Source organism: Paenibacillus pectinilyticus (genome assembly GCF_001700435.1).
Taxonomy (GTDB): domain Bacteria; phylum Bacillota; class Bacilli; order Paenibacillales; family NBRC-103111; genus Paenibacillus_E; species Paenibacillus_E pectinilyticus.
In genome coordinates this window covers 376,459-391,686 of record NZ_LYPC01000027.1, presented here as the reverse complement: position 1 = coordinate 391,686, position 15,228 = coordinate 376,459, and the positions used below count along the sequence as shown (strand labels likewise).

Here is a 15,228-nt window from a genome sequence, read left to right as displayed (position 1 = left end):
CGAAGCTTAAAAATATGAATGCCAAAACGGAGCCCGCAAAATATGCGTGGCTCCGTTCTTCGTAATGACATGTGCGCCGCGTCGGCTACATGTATTACTTTATCTATATTCATTTACATGATTAACCTTGAAGGCTTGTTGCTGCGTTTTTATCTCCTACTTTGACCGTGATATCTTTGGTTTGACCATCACGCGAGATTGTAACTTTCATCTCATCACCGACTGCCGCTGCTTGAACAGCTTTGGTTATGTCATCTGTGGTTGAAATCGCTGTTCCATTCACATTTACAATGACGTCGTATTGACGAATGCCCGCTTCGAATGCAGGTGTGCCTGGCACGACTTCGGCTACTACCGCACCTTTCGTACTGTTAATTTGCAAGTCTTGCAGCATATCATTGGTAATGTTTTGCAAGGAAACGCCCAGGTATGGTGCAGGTGCTTTCGGGATCGTTTCGTTGTTTTTCAACTTATCCACAACAGAACTAATTGTGCTGGTTGGAATCGCAAAGCCCATTCCCTGTGCTTCCGAGTTAACAGCCGTGTTAATGCCGATGACCTCACCATTCATATTCAGCAGGGGTCCGCCAGAGTTACCAGGGTTAATCGCGGTGTCCGTTTGCAGCAAATGCTTGTAATTGCGTGTGCCTTGTTCGTCATCAATGCTGATCTCACGTTCTTTCGCACTTAATACACCTGTTGTGACAGAGTAATCGAAGTCATAGGGGTTACCGATCGCTACAAGCCAATCCCCTACTTGCGTATCGTTAGAGCTGCCTAGTTTCAATGCTGGAAAAGCTTTGTCACCTTCAATTTTAAGCACAGCTAAATCGAGATCATAGCTGCTTCCAAGCAGCTTAGCAGTAAACGGTTTATCGTACCCTTGGACATAGACATCGATTTCGTCCGCGCCATCAATCACATGCTCATTCGTTAGAATATATCCACTCGCATCAAAAACGAAGCCTGATCCAATTCCATTCTCAATGGTATCTCCACTCCCAGTTCCTTGCTGCTGTGTATTTCTTCTGCTCTGTCCTGTGCTTGCTTGTTTCACTTTCGTCTCAATCTTAACAATAGCGGGACTCGCTGCTTTGGCAATGGCAGAGACACTGTTCGTCCCTGTAGGGTTCAAGGATGCCGTTGTGACACCAGCAGCAGCCGAGTTAGCTGATGCGGCTGTGACGCCAGTCTGAACGGTTTGAGCGCCATATCCAAACAGGTTCATCTTATCCGATGTGAACATCAAACCACCGACAACGACGGCGCCAGCCATAAACGCTGCAAACATCGGTTTCACTTTGGAGCCACGCGGCTTATTGTCTACTTTTATATCATTCAAGTTGATGAGGTTAGTCATATCTTTATTCATTTCATGGTTCACATCTTTGTTCATATCTTCATTCATATGATTACCGCCTTTCGCTTGCGTGCTATTTGATTTCGTGTTGTTGATAGAACTAAGTATAGAACGCGAAGCTGAAGCCATACTTAAATTAGGCTGATACCTATATGAAAGTGAACTGAATGTATGCTGAAGGTACTAACGCGGAATTTCTAAACAAAAAAAGAGTTAAGCAGCTGATAGCAGCCACTTAACTCCTTACTTTCATCTATTTCGTTGGACGAATCATATATACACATTTGTTAGCACCCTTGGCGAGACACTCGGTACGTTCCACATTCGCATCCAGCAAATTGCGGAACAACGCGAGCTCACATTGGCATGCTTGCTGGAACGTATTCGCAACCTGCGTGATCGGGCAATTATGCTCGCTGAGCACGTAACCGTCATCGCCAAGATCTGACCATTCAACCATATACCCATTCTCATTCTGAATGAGGGCTAACTCAGCCACGCGAGCACCTAAATCCTTCGCTTGCATTCTAGGGCGATAGCGGGCTTCCAATTTATCCTGTCTACCTTCAAAGAGCCGGTCAATCTTATCCTGACCTTCGTCTTCCAATAGCTCATCCAATAAATCTAAAGTTAGCTGCAAATATTTCTTGGGAAATAATTCATCCGCTTGAGGAGCTAACGTATACACGCTTGTAGGGCGACCCATGGCTTGGCGTACTAGCTTCGCCTCTAACAAATCATCCTTCTCCATCGAATGAATATGCCTTCGAACGGCCATCTCCGTGATCCCGAGCTGTTTGGCCATATCCTGAACACTTAACGGTCCTTGCGTTTTGAGCATGGAAAGAATCACTTTACGTGTTGATGTCTCTAGTGTTTGATTCACGCTCTCACCTACCCTCGGAACTCGTTTAGGTCTCATTTTACAGCATCATAGACAATAAGTAAATTATGAAACACTTATGTATATTATGCTAATTCGCTCTGAATGAATGCCCGAACACTCGCAGCAAACTCTTCAAAAGCCGCAGGTAGTTTCGATATTAAGGGATGCAACGATTGACGATCCCATGCCACATAATCCTGTACGAGCGGTTTACGCAGCTTCACTAATTGAAGCAACGTCTCTGTCAAAGACTCGGAATAGGCGCCTTCCCCATGGACAATTTCTAAGATATCTTCATAACTGCTTGCGTCTCTCAGAATAAAAGCATCAATGAGCAAGCTCCCGATATCGGTCACTGTTTCAATCGCAAGATGCAGCACACGCTCCTGTGAGAGCTGCCAAACAAGATCCCGCTCGCCCTTGGCCCATTGTGCTTCTAATTGCTGGCTTGCCTCGGCCAATACGGCCAGAAATTCAATTCGTTCATCAATTTGTTCATGATTAATAAAATACATGGTCTATCTCCGTCCTCTTTTTCGCCATTTCGTCCAAATCAACATAGCAAAAAAAGTGATAACTACTAAAAATATGAGCAAAACGGCCTGCATCAGATATTCATAACTCACGTTCATTCACCCTCTTGATTGTTCACTTTGTACATGCTATCAACAGTTTATCTCGGGCAAGTGAGAGCGTCAAGCTACGTAAGGCTTTAACTGGCGAAGTTATTGTTCTCCTCCTAGGTTCATGGTACAGTGTACGGAGTGAATCTAAGGAGAATTTTCTCATGTCGCCCAAACCAAAACTGACAGAAATCGACATCGTACGTGCAATTGCCATCTTTGCTGTTCTACTTATTCATAGTACTTCAGGCGCTACTCAACTTCCCATAGGGACAGCCTCACAGACGTTATTTTTCATCTTAAATAAAGCAAGTTTGTTTACCGTTCCCTTATTCATTTGGATCAGCGGGCTCGTATTATTTTATTCCTACTATGATCGGTGGGAGCCTGGAATGACGTATGTATTTTGGATGAAGCGGCTGCAAAAGATTTTAATTCCATATATGCTGTGGTCCATCTTCTATTATATGTATAACCAAATCATGTTTCATGGCACGGTACATATCGACATGTTCTATTTATTGAAGCTGCTATTATCTGGAAACGCCAGCTATCATCTCTACTATATTGTAATTATTGTCCAATTTTACGTGCTATTCCCTTTCATCATGACGGCAGTCAAACGATATAGCTGGCTTCGCCAAGGACTGATTCCTCTAGGTATCGGCATTCAAGCGGCGATCTATACCTGCCATCACTGGATACATCCACTTCCGGAGTACGCTTCTTTGTTCGTCAGTTATACGGCAACTTTCTGCTTCGGAGCTTTCGCAGGTATTTACTATCCAACTTTAATCACGTGGGCGCTTCGTTACAAAAAGTGGATTGGGAGCATGGCCCTCCTCGCGGGCGGCGCTTTCGTCGGAATGCTCCTGCTTCAGCAATCTGCACTTGCCGATATCGAGAATACTTGGTTCGAGCTAGCGCTTCTCATCTACTGTTTAAGCGTCCCCCTCGTGTTCGTACCCTGGGCGCGCAAGCTGGAAGCAACTGGCTCACGCTTCGGCGCCATCTTATCTGCCTTAGGCACAGCCTCCTTCGGCATCTATCTCGTGCACCCCGCGATCCTCACACTGTGGGATCGCATGGATGTAGAGCCAGCGTCTGGGCGTCTCTGGCTCTATGATTTGCACACGCTAGCAGCCCTCTTCATCGGGCTGCTGGGCTCTTGGCTGCTCGCGCGCGGCTATGCGAGCCTCATGAAGAAAGGTTCCGCTCGATGATGAGCGGAACCTTTTATTTCATGCGCGCCAGCCAAGCCCAGCGCCGCTGTTGTCTGCGGCTGTAGCGAGGCAAGCCGCGGTAGATATCCAGCGCCTCAGTATAGGCGCGCTTGGCTTCGCCTTGTCGGCCCATCTGCTGATACAGCTGGCCGAGCCGGTAGTACGCCTCGACCGATGAGGAGTGGAGGTCGCGGAAATGTTCGATAAACTGCGCCGCCCGCTCCGGCGCAAGGGGAGCCAGAGCCTCGCCGAGGCGGAGGTAGGCTTCGCCATATTTTACACGCGGATTAAGGTCAATGGCTTTCAACATGAAAGATTCACCCTCAGCGATATGCCCTAATCGAAGATGACAGAGCCCAATTTCGTAATGAACATCGGCTGATTCCTGCATAATCGGAAGTGTTTGTTCCAAATAAGGCAGAGCTTCTTCAAACTTCTTACGCTCAATCAAGATACGCGCCAAATCTAGCTTAGCCGATGTATTGTGTGGATTCGCATGCAGATCTGACCGCAGCCGTGTTGCTCTGCGTTTTAATTGAAATGGCCTCGTCAAATTCGGAAGTATGCCCACGTATCTTCTGTCCAGGACGTATAGAATAACAAGTAAGATAAGTATGGCAAGGAACGGATTTCCCACAAGCCGCCAGATTAAACCAAATAGTAATATTTTGATAAGCAACGTCTATTCCCCCTTTTCAACCTCCTAATACTACCATATTATGCCAAACATATTCATCCCTCTCCTAGAAAAAATAGTTCGTCTTCCATCCGTCCATCTATGATTCGAGATTTTTCGCTAGCAGTGCTATACTAGAAAGAAAAAAGGGAGCTTTAACATGAAAGATTCGCATAAGGCCATTTGGCTCAAAAGAAAAAATCTAGGACGTCCTAAATATTTATTGTATTTCGGTCTACTGCCTTGGGGAGTCGGTTTGACGGTTCTCACTAGTTTATTTGAATTCCTAAGCTTCGGCTCCCTTAATCCCATCTGGGTTCCGATTCGATTAATTATTTTCTTCTTTATAGGCTTTTTCGTTGCGAATGGTCGCTGGGTTGCGATGGAATATCGCTTCGAAGCGCCAGGCCCAAGACGACCGTAAGGTCGTTTTTTTAATTAACTGGTCGGCGTAAACCAGATTTCCCTGAAATCGATCCATCCCAAATCATTGATCGTGACCCCTTTGATCGAGTCTTGATAGGTCGTTTGCTGCGATCGATGCAGGACGAACAGGAATGATTTCTCCGCTTGCAGCTCATCAATCAAGCCATGCAGACTCGCAATCCGCTCAGCCATGCTAGGATTACCTAGAATCCCCTCCATTTTCGCATCCACCCAAGCCACTCGCTCTTCATTCAGATGGGCACGTACATAACTATTGCTTTGCTTCAATGTCTGAATAATATGAAGATCATAATTGCTTTCCATACAAATATGGTACAAAATCAGATCCGCTTCATCAATCGTGTCCAGCCGCATCATATCAGCTTCACTGCGAATTGTGATTTCCACGGGAATGCCGATCTCCGCACACTGACGACATATCCACAGCGCATCTTCATTGTTATTCCTATACACATACATACGGAGAGATTCGCCTTGATAGCCCATTTCAGCGAGTAATTTTCGCGCTTCACTCTGATCTGTCCTAGACTTCGTAAGTGGATCCATTGTTGGCAAAAAGCTGCTCGCTGCCGCTTCCCGGAAACCCCCAAGCTCATCAATCATACGCTCACGGTCAATCACTAAATCTACTGCTTTTCGGAAATTAACATGACGCTGCGGACCCTTATTCTTTTGATTAAACGTTAGTAAACTACATCCCATGATGGACTGTTCGATCTGATGCCATTCCGAATCCTTATCAATCGCCCCAACCGGATTATGCGAATGGGGACCTCCGCGAAACACTTGAACTGTTTCCCAGCTTGGAGTCACCTCGCGTAGATCAGAGGGCAGCAACCAAATTTCGATCAAATCCATATGCGGCCTTACGCCAAAATAGTGGTCAAATGCACGAAGTTTACAAATGTAATCATCGTTGCGTTCCAGCCGGAACGGTCCTGTTCCTATTGGCATCCGACCAAATATCGATTCATTATCCTGGCAAATTTCCTCTGGCACAATCGCCATGGATGTGTGAGCAAGCTGCTGAAGGAACAGCACATTGGGTTGTTTCAATTCGATGGCAACCGCGCTTCGGTTCAACACCGTTACCGCATCAATACTTTCGGTCATCCAGCCTTGTGTGGCCGCTTGGCCTAATTGTTTCAAACGGAATAAGGAGTAGCTCACATCATGCGCGGTCATTTCTCTGCCGTGATGGAATAAGACGCCTTTTCGCAAATAAAACGTGTAATGCAAGCCATCCTCGCTGATTTCCCAATAGTGCGCTAAATGTGGTTCAATGACCTTCGTCTGCGGATTGTAGCGAATGAGCGTATCAAAAATTTGACTGACTAGATGAAAATCGAATGCAAAAAAAGAGTGCGCCGGATCCAGCGACACCAGCCATTTGTAGACCGGAATACGCAGTGTATCCTTGAAACGCTCCTCATGCTCAACCGCACGGTAGCCAAATAAGCTAAATAACCAATCGATGAAAGAGTCCTGCAAGGCCTCTCCTTTACCCAATTGGTGAATCAGCTCAATGGTACCTGTATAATCGCCTCGATTTGCAAGCGCCATCGCTTGCTTCGAGATCATATCCTCCGAGGAGACCAAAAAAGTAAGCTCTGAAACGTTCCCTCTACCCCGGCCTGGCTTCCAGGATATCCAGTTCTGCTCACTCATTTTTTTTAGCAAAATCTTTACATTTCGCGTTGAGCAGTAGAGTCTCTCCGCTAATTCCTCCAGCGTCACGGGCTGAGGTTCATGTTCAACGCCATGTTCAAAACCTGCTCGAAGCTCCAGAAAGTGAGTCAGCAGCTGCATCTTCAACATCCTTTCCATAAAAGGGGAAATAGTTGAAGTGAATTATACTCTTTTTGTTCCCCTTATTCCAGCGTAAACTAAACGTATCAGGAAAAGAAAGGAAAGTGATTACGAATGCAACCAACCGACATTTATGTCTCTGAGAAATTGATGGAGTGGCAACAGCATGATTTGGAAAGCCAATCCCGCGAACATTGGAAATGGAAAGGCGTTAAACAAAGAAAAGTTTACGTGCTACTGACTAGTTTATTCTTCTGGCTTTAAGCCGTTTCCTTATCACAACAACCAGCCAGATGAGTAATATCGCTCCAAGAATTCCAACGCTATCCATCACAACATCAATTGGATGGCCCGTTCGATCCTTCACGAACGTTTGATGCCATTCATCGGTCATCGCATACAGCACGGAAATCAGGAAGGAGCTACACAGAGCTATGGATAATCGCACAGGCTTCATTAGTAAAGCAATCGACCAGAGCAGGGCAAGCATCGCATATTCGCTGACGTGTCCTGCTTTTCTTATGAGGAATTCTATGAAATTGATCGGATCTTTCCACGAAACAACCTGCTTGTCATAGGTGAACTCTACATGGGGGAAATGCTCTTTCAATTGCGTAACGGATAGCTTTGATTCCAAAAAAGGCTTCAAGCTCTGCTGCTGATACGTCTGGGCCGACTTCATATAGATGACGGCCATCCACAGGATCGCCGCGACTAGGAACACGTAGAATACCGTTTTCGAGCGAATGAACTTCGGCATCGCGATGAGGGCCCCTTCCTACGGATTCATTTTTTTACGGATACTAAATAATGCGAAGAATTCAATAACCATTACATTCACCGCTGTAACGCCGTAGAACGCCATCCCGAACATCATTTGAAACTTATCCGTCGTTACGGATTTCCACCAAAAGACGGCTAATACCGTCATCACTACATTCAACGCGGTCGTAACCCAAAACGAGAACCCTAAGCGGTTCGTTGACCGCATCATGACAACACCAATTCCGAATGGCACCACAAAAATGATCCCTAAGATAATCCAATATAACACCGCGTTCGACACTCTCACGTCACTCCCAAACGATCAACTAGTTTATCCTACTAGGTTAGCATGAACATGCGAGTGAAAACAACGCTTCTCCCTCGTTTGCAACAGAAACGACAAACAGCTAGAGGGAATGATTTGCTCTTGAAAAAATCCTATGACTCAGGTCTTGCCTGACTTGTCATATTCATGTATAATACAAAAAGTCGACATTTGTAAGCGACATCACGGGGCCTTAGCTCAGCTGGGAGAGCGCATCGCTGGCAGCGATGAGGTCAGGGGTTCGATCCCCCTGGGCTCCATACAATAGAAACCACGATCCTTTTGGATCGTGGTTTTTTGTATGGATTATGGGGGTGAGAACCCCTGGAGGGTTCGTCCGCGCGGACGGAGCGAAGCGCAGGAGCACGGCGTCTGAATCCACCGCTAAATGGCTTCCTCGAGTTCGCTTCGTTAGCCATTTAAATCAGGATTCGGACATCCCTTGTTAGGTACTAGTTAAAACAGCTACCAAGAGTTCCCTGACAGCTTTACATTAGTGTGCTTGAGCTATTTTTTTTTTAATTCCTCGATTGAAATACCAGTGAGCTCGGATACAGACTCCAGATCCATTCCTTTGGCAATCATCTTAACAGCTACTTCAAGTCTACCTCTTAGCTCACCTTGCCGTTCTCCTTCTTCTCTTGCACCTTCCCTTAAAGATGCCTCATCATGCAAAGCCTTCTGTCTCATTTCATAAAGCCGACGCGCCTCTTCATCCTGGCTAAGAAATTCCAGAACAGTCATCGCTTTTCCAAGTTCAGGTTCCTGCATCTTCAACACCTCCCAATTATCGGTATTGTCACTTTTCAGAAAAAGCAACCAATTTAACAATCCACCAGATTTAGTTGTCGGTTGATGGTTTAATTTTGATAGTTCAAGAAAATGGATTTCAAGATCATCCGTCAATGAAATGCCACTACGGTCTTCCCTTAAATGAAAAACATTGTGGTAATGATCACTCGGAAGAATTGAAAAGTTAAGAATATTTATCGTAACGCACTTCTTTAAATTCTTGTATGGCTGACCTTCTTCAAGCTGACTTGCGTACTGCTTACTCCAATAATACAACGTCCTCTTCTCATTGTCATAGCGATTAAATAACTGCATTTCAATATTAATTAATTTGCCTTCCGTAGTTTTAGCTTGTATGTCAAATATAGATTGCTTATCTTGAGGAGAATCTTTATCGGTGTATGGGTTCATGAGGATAATTTCGGATAGTGGCGGTTCGCCGGCTTCTTGGAATGTACGGTTGAGAAACACCAACAGCACATCTTTATTTTCTTCGCTCCCGAATATTCGTTTAAAGACAAAATCGTTCTTCGGGTCAAGTAAATCTCTCATGAAAAATCCCCCCGTTCTTATTGCTTAATTATATCATGAAGCTTCTGACGATTGCATGAATGTCAACTTGATAGTTCTCCTAAATCTATAAACTTCTAAAATCTGAAATTAAACTACTGTAATCATTGGATTATTTTTAAAGAGAAGCGGAAGAGCGCATCTCTGCCAGCGATGCGCTCAGAGGTTCGGCTGCTCAGACGGAGCGAAGCGCAGGAGCACGGCGTCTGAATCCACCGCTAAATGGCTCCCTCGAGTTCGCTTTGTTAGCCATTTAAACCAGGATTCGGCCACCCCTCTTAGTTCCATTAGTACAGCAACCCCTAAAGCCTTGAGGTTAGTGGCTTTTTCATATGTTGCAGGGGTTAACATTTCAAAGATGAGCATTTAATAATTAGTAATTCTCACAATTTGGCTCAACGACCTTGAATATATATCGTTATTTCGATAAAATAACGATATACGACGAGAGGAGAATGAACATGCCCACTATTCGACCAAGTTCGGATCTACGAAATCATTACAACGAGATTTCTGAGTTTTGCCATAAATATGATGAACCTGTCTACATTACGAAGAATGGCCAAGGCGATTTAGCTGTAATGAGTATTGAAACCTACGAAAAAATAGTTGGAAAGTTCGAACTCTATAAGCTGCTGGATGAAGGTATCGAACAAGTGAGAAAGCAGAAGGTACGACCTTTTCATGAGGCACTTGCAGACATTGAGAAGGGAATTCAGGAGTGAGCCCAAAATATCGTATAGTGATCACTGAGCTCGCAGAAACCGATTTGCGAGACATCGCCAACTATATCTCAACCGAGTTATTGGAACCGAATACAGCACGTAAAATGATTAACAAAATAGCTGAGGTCATTTTTCAATTGGAGCACATGCCTTTTAGAAATGGATTAGTTCGTGATGAGCGTTTGGCCGTGAATGGCATTAGACATATACTTGTGGATTCATACATCGTATTTTATGTCATCTCAGAAAAAGAAGAAACCGTTACAATTATTCGTATTCTTTACGGAAAAAGGCAATGGAGCAGCTTACTCTAGAAACTTTTTGGTAGTAAAACCACCTCACTCGAGCTAGCCCATCGCTCCCTGCGATAGGCTAAAGTTACACTCTTACAGACATCCATCAAAACCCATGCTCCTCCGCATATTTCCCCCAATGCGGGCTTCGGCCGTCGATATCGATAAATCCGTATTCATCTGAAAGACCCCAAGAGCTCAATAGCTGCCCGGACTTCTCCGCCCTTTTAGAATCTGCAGCAAGTCTCGCAATTCCACGGGCAAGGAAGTAAGGCGTTTCTGATTGTAAAAAATGAATCTCTTTCTCCCCCACATCTCTCCAATTTGCTTCACTGACACCAAAGTAATCTAACATCGCTTCTGAGCGTAAGAATCCCGGTGTAACGGCTAACGCTGTCACCCCTTGGGCTTTCAAGTCCGCTGCCATGGCCTGTGCTAAATGCGAGACGCCTATTTTAGCGAGGCTATAAAATAAGTTCCCCCGATAGTGATACCCAACACCGTCTGTCACCTCAATAATAAGTCCCTTTTTATGTTTGACCATGAATTGAGCTGCGTAGTGAGCGGTCATAATATGAGAGTGAACGGCCTGTTGCTGAACAAGTAATCCATTGGCCAAAGATGTCTCCCAAAAGTTTTTCCCCCACTCAATTAGCGGATCTCCGCCCCAAACATCATTAACGAGTATGTCCAGTTGTTCATTTTGTTCCTCACGTATACGCTCAAACAACTTCTGAATCTCTTCTTCCTTCGTATGATCCACTTTCATAGGGATTCCTACGCCGCCAGCCGCGTTAATAAGTTCTGCGGTTTCCTCAATCGTCTCAGAGCGATTCATCGGTGAACGTTCGCCTCGAGTGGAACGTCCGGTTACATAGACTGTGGCCCCTGCTCGTCCAAGCTCTACAGCAATTGCTCGACCAGCCCCTCTGGTCGCTCCTGCTACGATTGCGATTTGATTTTGAAGTGGTTTTATTGACATGTTGAACCCAACCTTCCAAATGATATGGTGTTTCATTTACTTGCCCATTTAATAATAACGTCTTAATCATGTCATCAACTGTCATATATGTATGTTACAATTTGATTAGTTTAGGAGGTGCAGTTTTATGAGGGCGGATCGGTTATTGCAGATCATGCTGCTGTTAGAGTCTCGGGGTGGGTTTACAACACGTGAGCTTGCAGAAAAGCTTGAAGTTTCGGAGCGGACGATACATCGGGATATGGAGGCGCTGTCAATGGCTGGGGTCCCGGTATTCGCAGAACGCGGGGCCAAGGGCGGCTGGAAGCTGACGGAAGGTTATCGAATCGATTGGACTAGTCTGAGAAAGAGCGAATTGCTTTCTATACTTGCTTCTAAGCCTCAGCGCCATCTCATTGATTTAGGTCTTGGTGATGCGTACGAAGCAGCTGTCCAAAAGGTGCTGGTTTCTCTCTCTCCATCACTACGTCGTGATGCAGAATATATGCGGCAACGGGTATATGTTGATTCAGCCGGGTGGTATCCAACTAGAGAGGAACTCCCTTGGTTGTCTACCATTCAGGAAGCTGTCTGGGAAGACTGTAAATTACGGATGCAGTACGCTTCAAATCGTGATTCTGAGGCAAAGGAACGACTTGTAAGTCCGCTTGGTCTAGTTCTTAAAGGGTCGCTATGGTATCTCATAGCCGCTCGTGATGATCATGAACTTCGATCCTATCGCGTTTCCAGAATACAAAGCGCTGCCTTGATAAACGAGCCTGTCATCCGGCCTGAGAATTTTGACCTTGCTCTGTATTGGCACAAATCCGTAGAACGCTTTCGCAGCGAGCTTCCACAATACGTTGTACGTGCACAGATACATCTTAGTATTCTTTCTAGGCTTGAGCAGACTCGTTTTGTTCGTGTACAGACAGGACACGCTATTTCCACTGAACAAGATTGGGTTCAAGCGGACTTGGCGTTTCATACAATGGAATCTGCTTGTGAGATATTACTTGGGTTTGGCCGTAACGTTCTCGTTTTAGAACCGCGAGAGCTGCGCAACTCCCTACAGGAAACGGCGAATCACATCGTAAACATGTATCATTCAACCTAACAGAAAACTCAATTGATAACTAAAATTAATGATGATATTGTTAAAAATAGCTTCAAATCACTTATATCCATATATCAGATGCGCAAATTCATCCTAACGATAATTAATGACGTGTTTTATGAAAATTGGATAAGGAGGGGTTGTCATGAACAATAATCAACAGTCCAAAGCTGACAAACTTGTTGGACAAACAGCATCGGCGGGTTATCAAATTGGGGTTCGGAGGATATTTCCAATTTCGCCAGAAGAGGCTTGGGCGTTTCTTATCTCTTCCGAAGGGCTAGGATTATGGCTCGGTAACATAAATGGCCTAGCTATTAACGAGGGGGAGACCTTTACGACAAGTGAGGGTAATTCGGGTGAATTTAGAGTCGTCAAACCATTTCAACAACTTTGCTTAAAATGGAGAAAGAACGAATGGGCAAAGCCATCTACGCTGCAAATCCGCTTGATCTCCGATAATCCTGATCGAACAACGATCAGCTTCCATCAAGAGAATCTGGACAATGCGAATACGCGTGAACAAATGAAGCTTCACTGGGAAAATGTTCTGACGACAATCAAGCATCAAACAAGTCATTCCGACAATCCCCCGGTTATTCCCGATTAGTCCAGCCTATTCTTCTTGTCCAGGTTGTGTTCATATTTAACGAAACCTATTCCTTGACGGCACCGATTGAAATTCCACTAACAAAAAAACGTTGCAGGAACGCATACACCACCAATATGGGCAGTGCACCAATAAAAATTTGAGACGCTCGAATCGTTCGTTGTGATTGACTCGCAACCGCTGATAGATCAATCTTCGACATATCTGCTTGGACGATTATGGTTTGCATAAAGCTTGCAAGTGGAAGATGTTCTGCATCCTTCATATAAATCAAGCCATCGAAATACGCGTTCCAGTGTCCTACCATCGTAAACAAGGTAATTGTCGCAATAGCTGGCAACGAGATGGGCAAGTAAATCATAAAGAAGGTTCGAAAATGACCCGCTCCATCAATAAAAGCAGCCTCCTCGAGATCTTTAGGAACGTTCCGAAAGAAGTTCAGAAGTAGAATGAGATTATAGACCGCCACCATGCCTGGCAGAATGAGCGCCCACATCGTGTTCATTAAACCAAGCTTATAGATAAGGATATAGTTCGGAATTAAGCCCCCGTTGAACAGCATGGTGATGACAAAATACCAGAGATAGCCGGTACGCGCGCGAAAGACGCGAGTATCCTTCGAGAGTGCGTAAGCCGCTATCGCATTAACGAACATCGCCATCGCTGTTCCAACAACAGTTCGCTTAATAGAAACCCCAAGTGAGGTAAGAAATTGCGCATTGTTAAACGTTTTTTCATAGGCTTCGAATGTAAAGCCAATCGGCCAAAAGGTAACGAGCCCAGCGTTAGCGGGAGCATTTGAGCTTAAAGAGACCATTAACAAATGGAATAACGGAAGTAAACAAAGAACAGAGATGATGATCAACAAGGTATTGTTAAACACGGAAAATATGCGATAAGATAACGTTTTGTGATACATATGATGTCCTCCTTCAAGTTTTCCTAGGAAAACTAACTTCGTAAGCATTCAATTAAAAAATTCGATACCCCGCAAAACGATAAGCAAGACGATAGGATATCATGATTAGAACTAAACTGATCACTGATTTGAATAAACCTACTGCCGTTGCGAAGCTGAACTGCCCACTAAGAAGACCTTCCCGGTACACAAATGTGTCGATAATATCACCCTGTTGATAGATCAGAGGACTATACAAGTTAAACACTTGGTCGAAATTGGCATTCAATACATTGCCCAGTGCCAACGTCGCAACTACAATTGCGATCGGTATCAATGAGGGAATGGTAACATGTAACGCCTGCTTTAGCCGGCTCGCTCCATCCACTTCTGCTGCTTCGTACAGTGCTGGATTAATGCCCGTTAACGCCGCTAGGAAGAATATCGTATTGAACCCAAATTCTTTCCAGACATCACTGAAGATAATGGTAAAACGGAACCAACTGCCATCCCCGAGGAAGAATATCGGCTTAATGCCAAACACACTGGTAAGGAATTGGTTAACAAGTCCCGTTTGAGAAAGCAAATCAATCAGTATCCCTGCGAGAGTGACCCATGAAAGAAAATGAGGAAAGTAGACCAGTGTTTGAATCGATCTTTTGAGCCCCTTTTTCCTTACCTCATTCAATAAAAGAGCAAAAATAAACGGGATGATTAAATTCATAACGATCTTCGTACAGGCAAAGAATAGGGTGTTCCACGTAATTTTCAAAAAGTAGTCATTCTCAAACATATAACGAAAATGCTTCAAGCCGACCCACGGCGAGCCGGTTATTCCCAATGCTGACTTATAATCTTGAAACGCCATCACGATCCCTGTCATGGGAACATATGAAAAAACAAAAACTAATATAACAGCCGGCAGCACCATCAGATGCAGCATCCATGGCTGCTTGTAGCCGCTTTTCCTTTTCGCGCGCTCGGTGTCCTTGTGGGTCACTTGATGTCCTATATTCGCTCCCATCGCTCTCTACCCCGTTCCATAAATCTCATTTGTGTATTTCGAGAAACCCTGATATATATAGTAACAACAAACTCTACGGTTAAACTATAAGACATTGTTAGGATAGATAGGGTTTTGTTAGGGA

General features: G+C 44.7%; 17 protein-coding genes and 1 tRNA gene. 7 read left to right on the top strand and 11 right to left on the bottom strand.

Annotated elements, in window-relative coordinates:
* Positions 1 to 121: 121 nt before the first annotated feature.
* The 3 genes from A8709_RS23450 to A8709_RS23440 all read right to left on the bottom strand — a co-directional run bounded on the left by A8709_RS23450 (position 122) and on the right by A8709_RS23440 (position 2,761).
* Positions 122 to 1,408 carry a S1C family serine protease gene (locus A8709_RS23450; RefSeq protein WP_065855712.1) on the bottom strand — a complete coding sequence of 429 codons (1,287 nt, stop codon included), beginning with the start codon at positions 1,406 to 1,408 and terminating at the stop codon, positions 122 to 124.
* A gap of 205 nt (positions 1,409 to 1,613) precedes the next feature.
* Positions 1,614 to 2,246, bottom strand: a complete 633-nt coding sequence (locus A8709_RS23445; protein WP_425262347.1) for a helix-turn-helix transcriptional regulator — start codon at positions 2,244 to 2,246, stop codon at positions 1,614 to 1,616.
* An 83-nt stretch (positions 2,247 to 2,329) separates the two neighbouring features.
* On the bottom strand, positions 2,330 to 2,761 hold the full coding sequence (locus tag A8709_RS23440) for a DUF86 domain-containing protein (protein WP_065855707.1): 432 nt from the start codon (positions 2,759 to 2,761) through the stop codon (positions 2,330 to 2,332).
* A 272-nt stretch (positions 2,762 to 3,033) separates the two neighbouring features.
* On the opposite strand from A8709_RS23440, the gene A8709_RS23435 reads away from it, so the two are divergent.
* Complete coding sequence (locus A8709_RS23435; protein WP_065855705.1) at positions 3,034 to 4,092, top strand: acyltransferase; 1,059 nt, start codon at positions 3,034 to 3,036, stop codon at positions 4,090 to 4,092.
* 13 nt (positions 4,093 to 4,105) lie between these two features.
* Here the strand turns inward: A8709_RS23435 and A8709_RS23430 are convergent, their stop codons facing one another.
* A complete protein-coding gene (locus A8709_RS23430) occupies positions 4,106 to 4,771 on the bottom strand; it encodes a tetratricopeptide repeat protein (protein ID WP_065855703.1) in 666 nt (221 codons plus the stop codon).
* Between the two features lie 157 nt (positions 4,772 to 4,928).
* On the opposite strand from A8709_RS23430, the gene A8709_RS23425 reads away from it, so the two are divergent.
* Entirely contained in the window at positions 4,929 to 5,192 is a 264-nt protein-coding gene (locus A8709_RS23425) for a hypothetical protein (RefSeq protein ID WP_065855701.1), read from the top strand.
* Between the two features lie 14 nt (positions 5,193 to 5,206).
* On the opposite strand, the gene A8709_RS23420 is transcribed toward A8709_RS23425, so the two are convergent.
* From A8709_RS23420 to A8709_RS23410, 3 genes are all read right to left on the bottom strand, one after another.
* Positions 5,207 to 7,024: an ABC transporter substrate-binding protein gene (locus A8709_RS23420; RefSeq protein ID WP_065855699.1), complete on the bottom strand. Its 1,818-nt coding sequence runs from the start codon at positions 7,022 to 7,024 to the stop codon at positions 5,207 to 5,209.
* A gap of 241 nt (positions 7,025 to 7,265) precedes the next feature.
* Positions 7,266 to 7,784 carry a VanZ family protein gene (locus A8709_RS23415; RefSeq protein ID WP_065855697.1) on the bottom strand — a complete coding sequence of 173 codons (519 nt, stop codon included), beginning with the start codon at positions 7,782 to 7,784 and terminating at the stop codon, positions 7,266 to 7,268.
* A gap of 18 nt (positions 7,785 to 7,802) precedes the next feature.
* Positions 7,803 to 8,090, bottom strand: a complete 288-nt coding sequence (locus tag A8709_RS23410; protein WP_065855695.1) for a hypothetical protein — start codon at positions 8,088 to 8,090, stop codon at positions 7,803 to 7,805.
* Between the two features lie 211 nt (positions 8,091 to 8,301).
* Here A8709_RS23410 and A8709_RS23405 point away from each other — a divergent pair.
* Positions 8,302 to 8,374 (top strand) — tRNA-Ala (locus tag A8709_RS23405).
* Between the two features lie 247 nt (positions 8,375 to 8,621).
* Here A8709_RS23405 and A8709_RS23400 read toward each other — a convergent pair.
* The gene (locus A8709_RS23400; RefSeq protein WP_065855692.1) at positions 8,622 to 9,458 is read right to left on the bottom strand and encodes an Rpn family recombination-promoting nuclease/putative transposase; all 837 of its coding nucleotides are present in this window, start codon (positions 9,456 to 9,458) and stop codon (positions 8,622 to 8,624) included.
* Positions 9,459 to 9,937: 479 nt separating this feature from the next.
* On the opposite strand from A8709_RS23400, the gene A8709_RS23390 reads away from it, so the two are divergent.
* Positions 9,938 to 10,201, top strand: a complete 264-nt coding sequence (locus tag A8709_RS23390) for a type II toxin-antitoxin system Phd/YefM family antitoxin (protein ID WP_065855688.1) — start codon at positions 9,938 to 9,940, stop codon at positions 10,199 to 10,201.
* A gap of 17 nt (positions 10,202 to 10,218) precedes the next feature.
* On the top strand, positions 10,219 to 10,515 hold the full coding sequence (locus tag A8709_RS23385) for a type II toxin-antitoxin system RelE/ParE family toxin (protein ID WP_208607736.1): 297 nt from the start codon (positions 10,219 to 10,221) through the stop codon (positions 10,513 to 10,515).
* Between the two features lie 85 nt (positions 10,516 to 10,600).
* Here the strand turns inward: A8709_RS23385 and A8709_RS23380 are convergent, their stop codons facing one another.
* Entirely contained in the window at positions 10,601 to 11,470 is an 870-nt protein-coding gene (locus tag A8709_RS23380; RefSeq protein WP_065857299.1) for an SDR family oxidoreductase, read from the bottom strand.
* A gap of 133 nt (positions 11,471 to 11,603) precedes the next feature.
* Here A8709_RS23380 and A8709_RS23375 point away from each other — a divergent pair, with 133 nt between their 5' ends.
* Positions 11,604 to 12,572: a helix-turn-helix transcriptional regulator gene (locus A8709_RS23375; protein WP_065855684.1), complete on the top strand. Its 969-nt coding sequence runs from the start codon at positions 11,604 to 11,606 to the stop codon at positions 12,570 to 12,572.
* Between the two features lie 145 nt (positions 12,573 to 12,717).
* Positions 12,718 to 13,182 carry an SRPBCC family protein gene (locus tag A8709_RS23370; protein ID WP_065855682.1) on the top strand — a complete coding sequence of 155 codons (465 nt, stop codon included), beginning with the start codon at positions 12,718 to 12,720 and terminating at the stop codon, positions 13,180 to 13,182.
* Between the two features lie 46 nt (positions 13,183 to 13,228).
* Here A8709_RS23370 and A8709_RS23365 read toward each other — a convergent pair whose 3' ends face one another.
* Together A8709_RS23365 and A8709_RS23360 are read right to left on the bottom strand one after the other, a co-directional pair.
* Positions 13,229 to 14,101, bottom strand: a complete 873-nt coding sequence (locus tag A8709_RS23365) for a carbohydrate ABC transporter permease (protein WP_065855680.1) — start codon at positions 14,099 to 14,101, stop codon at positions 13,229 to 13,231.
* 52 nt (positions 14,102 to 14,153) lie between these two features.
* The gene (locus A8709_RS23360; RefSeq protein ID WP_065855678.1) at positions 14,154 to 15,104 is read right to left on the bottom strand and encodes an ABC transporter permease; all 951 of its coding nucleotides are present in this window, start codon (positions 15,102 to 15,104) and stop codon (positions 14,154 to 14,156) included.
* Positions 15,105 to 15,228 lie beyond the last annotated feature (124 nt).

Excerpts from the sequence above, each read along its gene's own strand:
- A8709_RS23450 (WP_065855712.1), bottom strand. The coding sequence starts at position 1,408 with ATGAATGAAGATATGAACAAAGATGTGAACCATGAAATGAATAAAGAT.
- A8709_RS23440 (WP_065855707.1), bottom strand. The coding sequence starts at position 2,761 with ATGTATTTTATTAATCATGAACAAATTGATGAACGAATTGAATTTCTG.
- A8709_RS23435 (WP_065855705.1), top strand. The coding sequence starts at position 3,034 with ATGTCGCCCAAACCAAAACTGACAGAAATCGACATCGTACGTGCAATT.
- A8709_RS23425 (WP_065855701.1), top strand. The coding sequence starts at position 4,929 with ATGAAAGATTCGCATAAGGCCATTTGGCTCAAAAGAAAAAATCTAGGA.
- A8709_RS23420 (WP_065855699.1), bottom strand. The coding sequence starts at position 7,024 with ATGCAGCTGCTGACTCACTTTCTGGAGCTTCGAGCAGGTTTTGAACAT.
- A8709_RS23415 (WP_065855697.1), bottom strand. The coding sequence starts at position 7,784 with ATGCCGAAGTTCATTCGCTCGAAAACGGTATTCTACGTGTTCCTAGTC.
- A8709_RS23400 (WP_065855692.1), bottom strand. The coding sequence starts at position 9,458 with ATGAGAGATTTACTTGACCCGAAGAACGATTTTGTCTTTAAACGAATA.
- A8709_RS23390 (WP_065855688.1), top strand. The coding sequence starts at position 9,938 with ATGCCCACTATTCGACCAAGTTCGGATCTACGAAATCATTACAACGAG.
- A8709_RS23375 (WP_065855684.1), top strand. The coding sequence starts at position 11,604 with ATGAGGGCGGATCGGTTATTGCAGATCATGCTGCTGTTAGAGTCTCGG.
- A8709_RS23370 (WP_065855682.1), top strand. The coding sequence starts at position 12,718 with ATGAACAATAATCAACAGTCCAAAGCTGACAAACTTGTTGGACAAACA.
- A8709_RS23365 (WP_065855680.1), bottom strand. The coding sequence starts at position 14,101 with ATGTATCACAAAACGTTATCTTATCGCATATTTTCCGTGTTTAACAAT.
- A8709_RS23360 (WP_065855678.1), bottom strand. The coding sequence starts at position 15,104 with ATGGGAGCGAATATAGGACATCAAGTGACCCACAAGGACACCGAGCGC.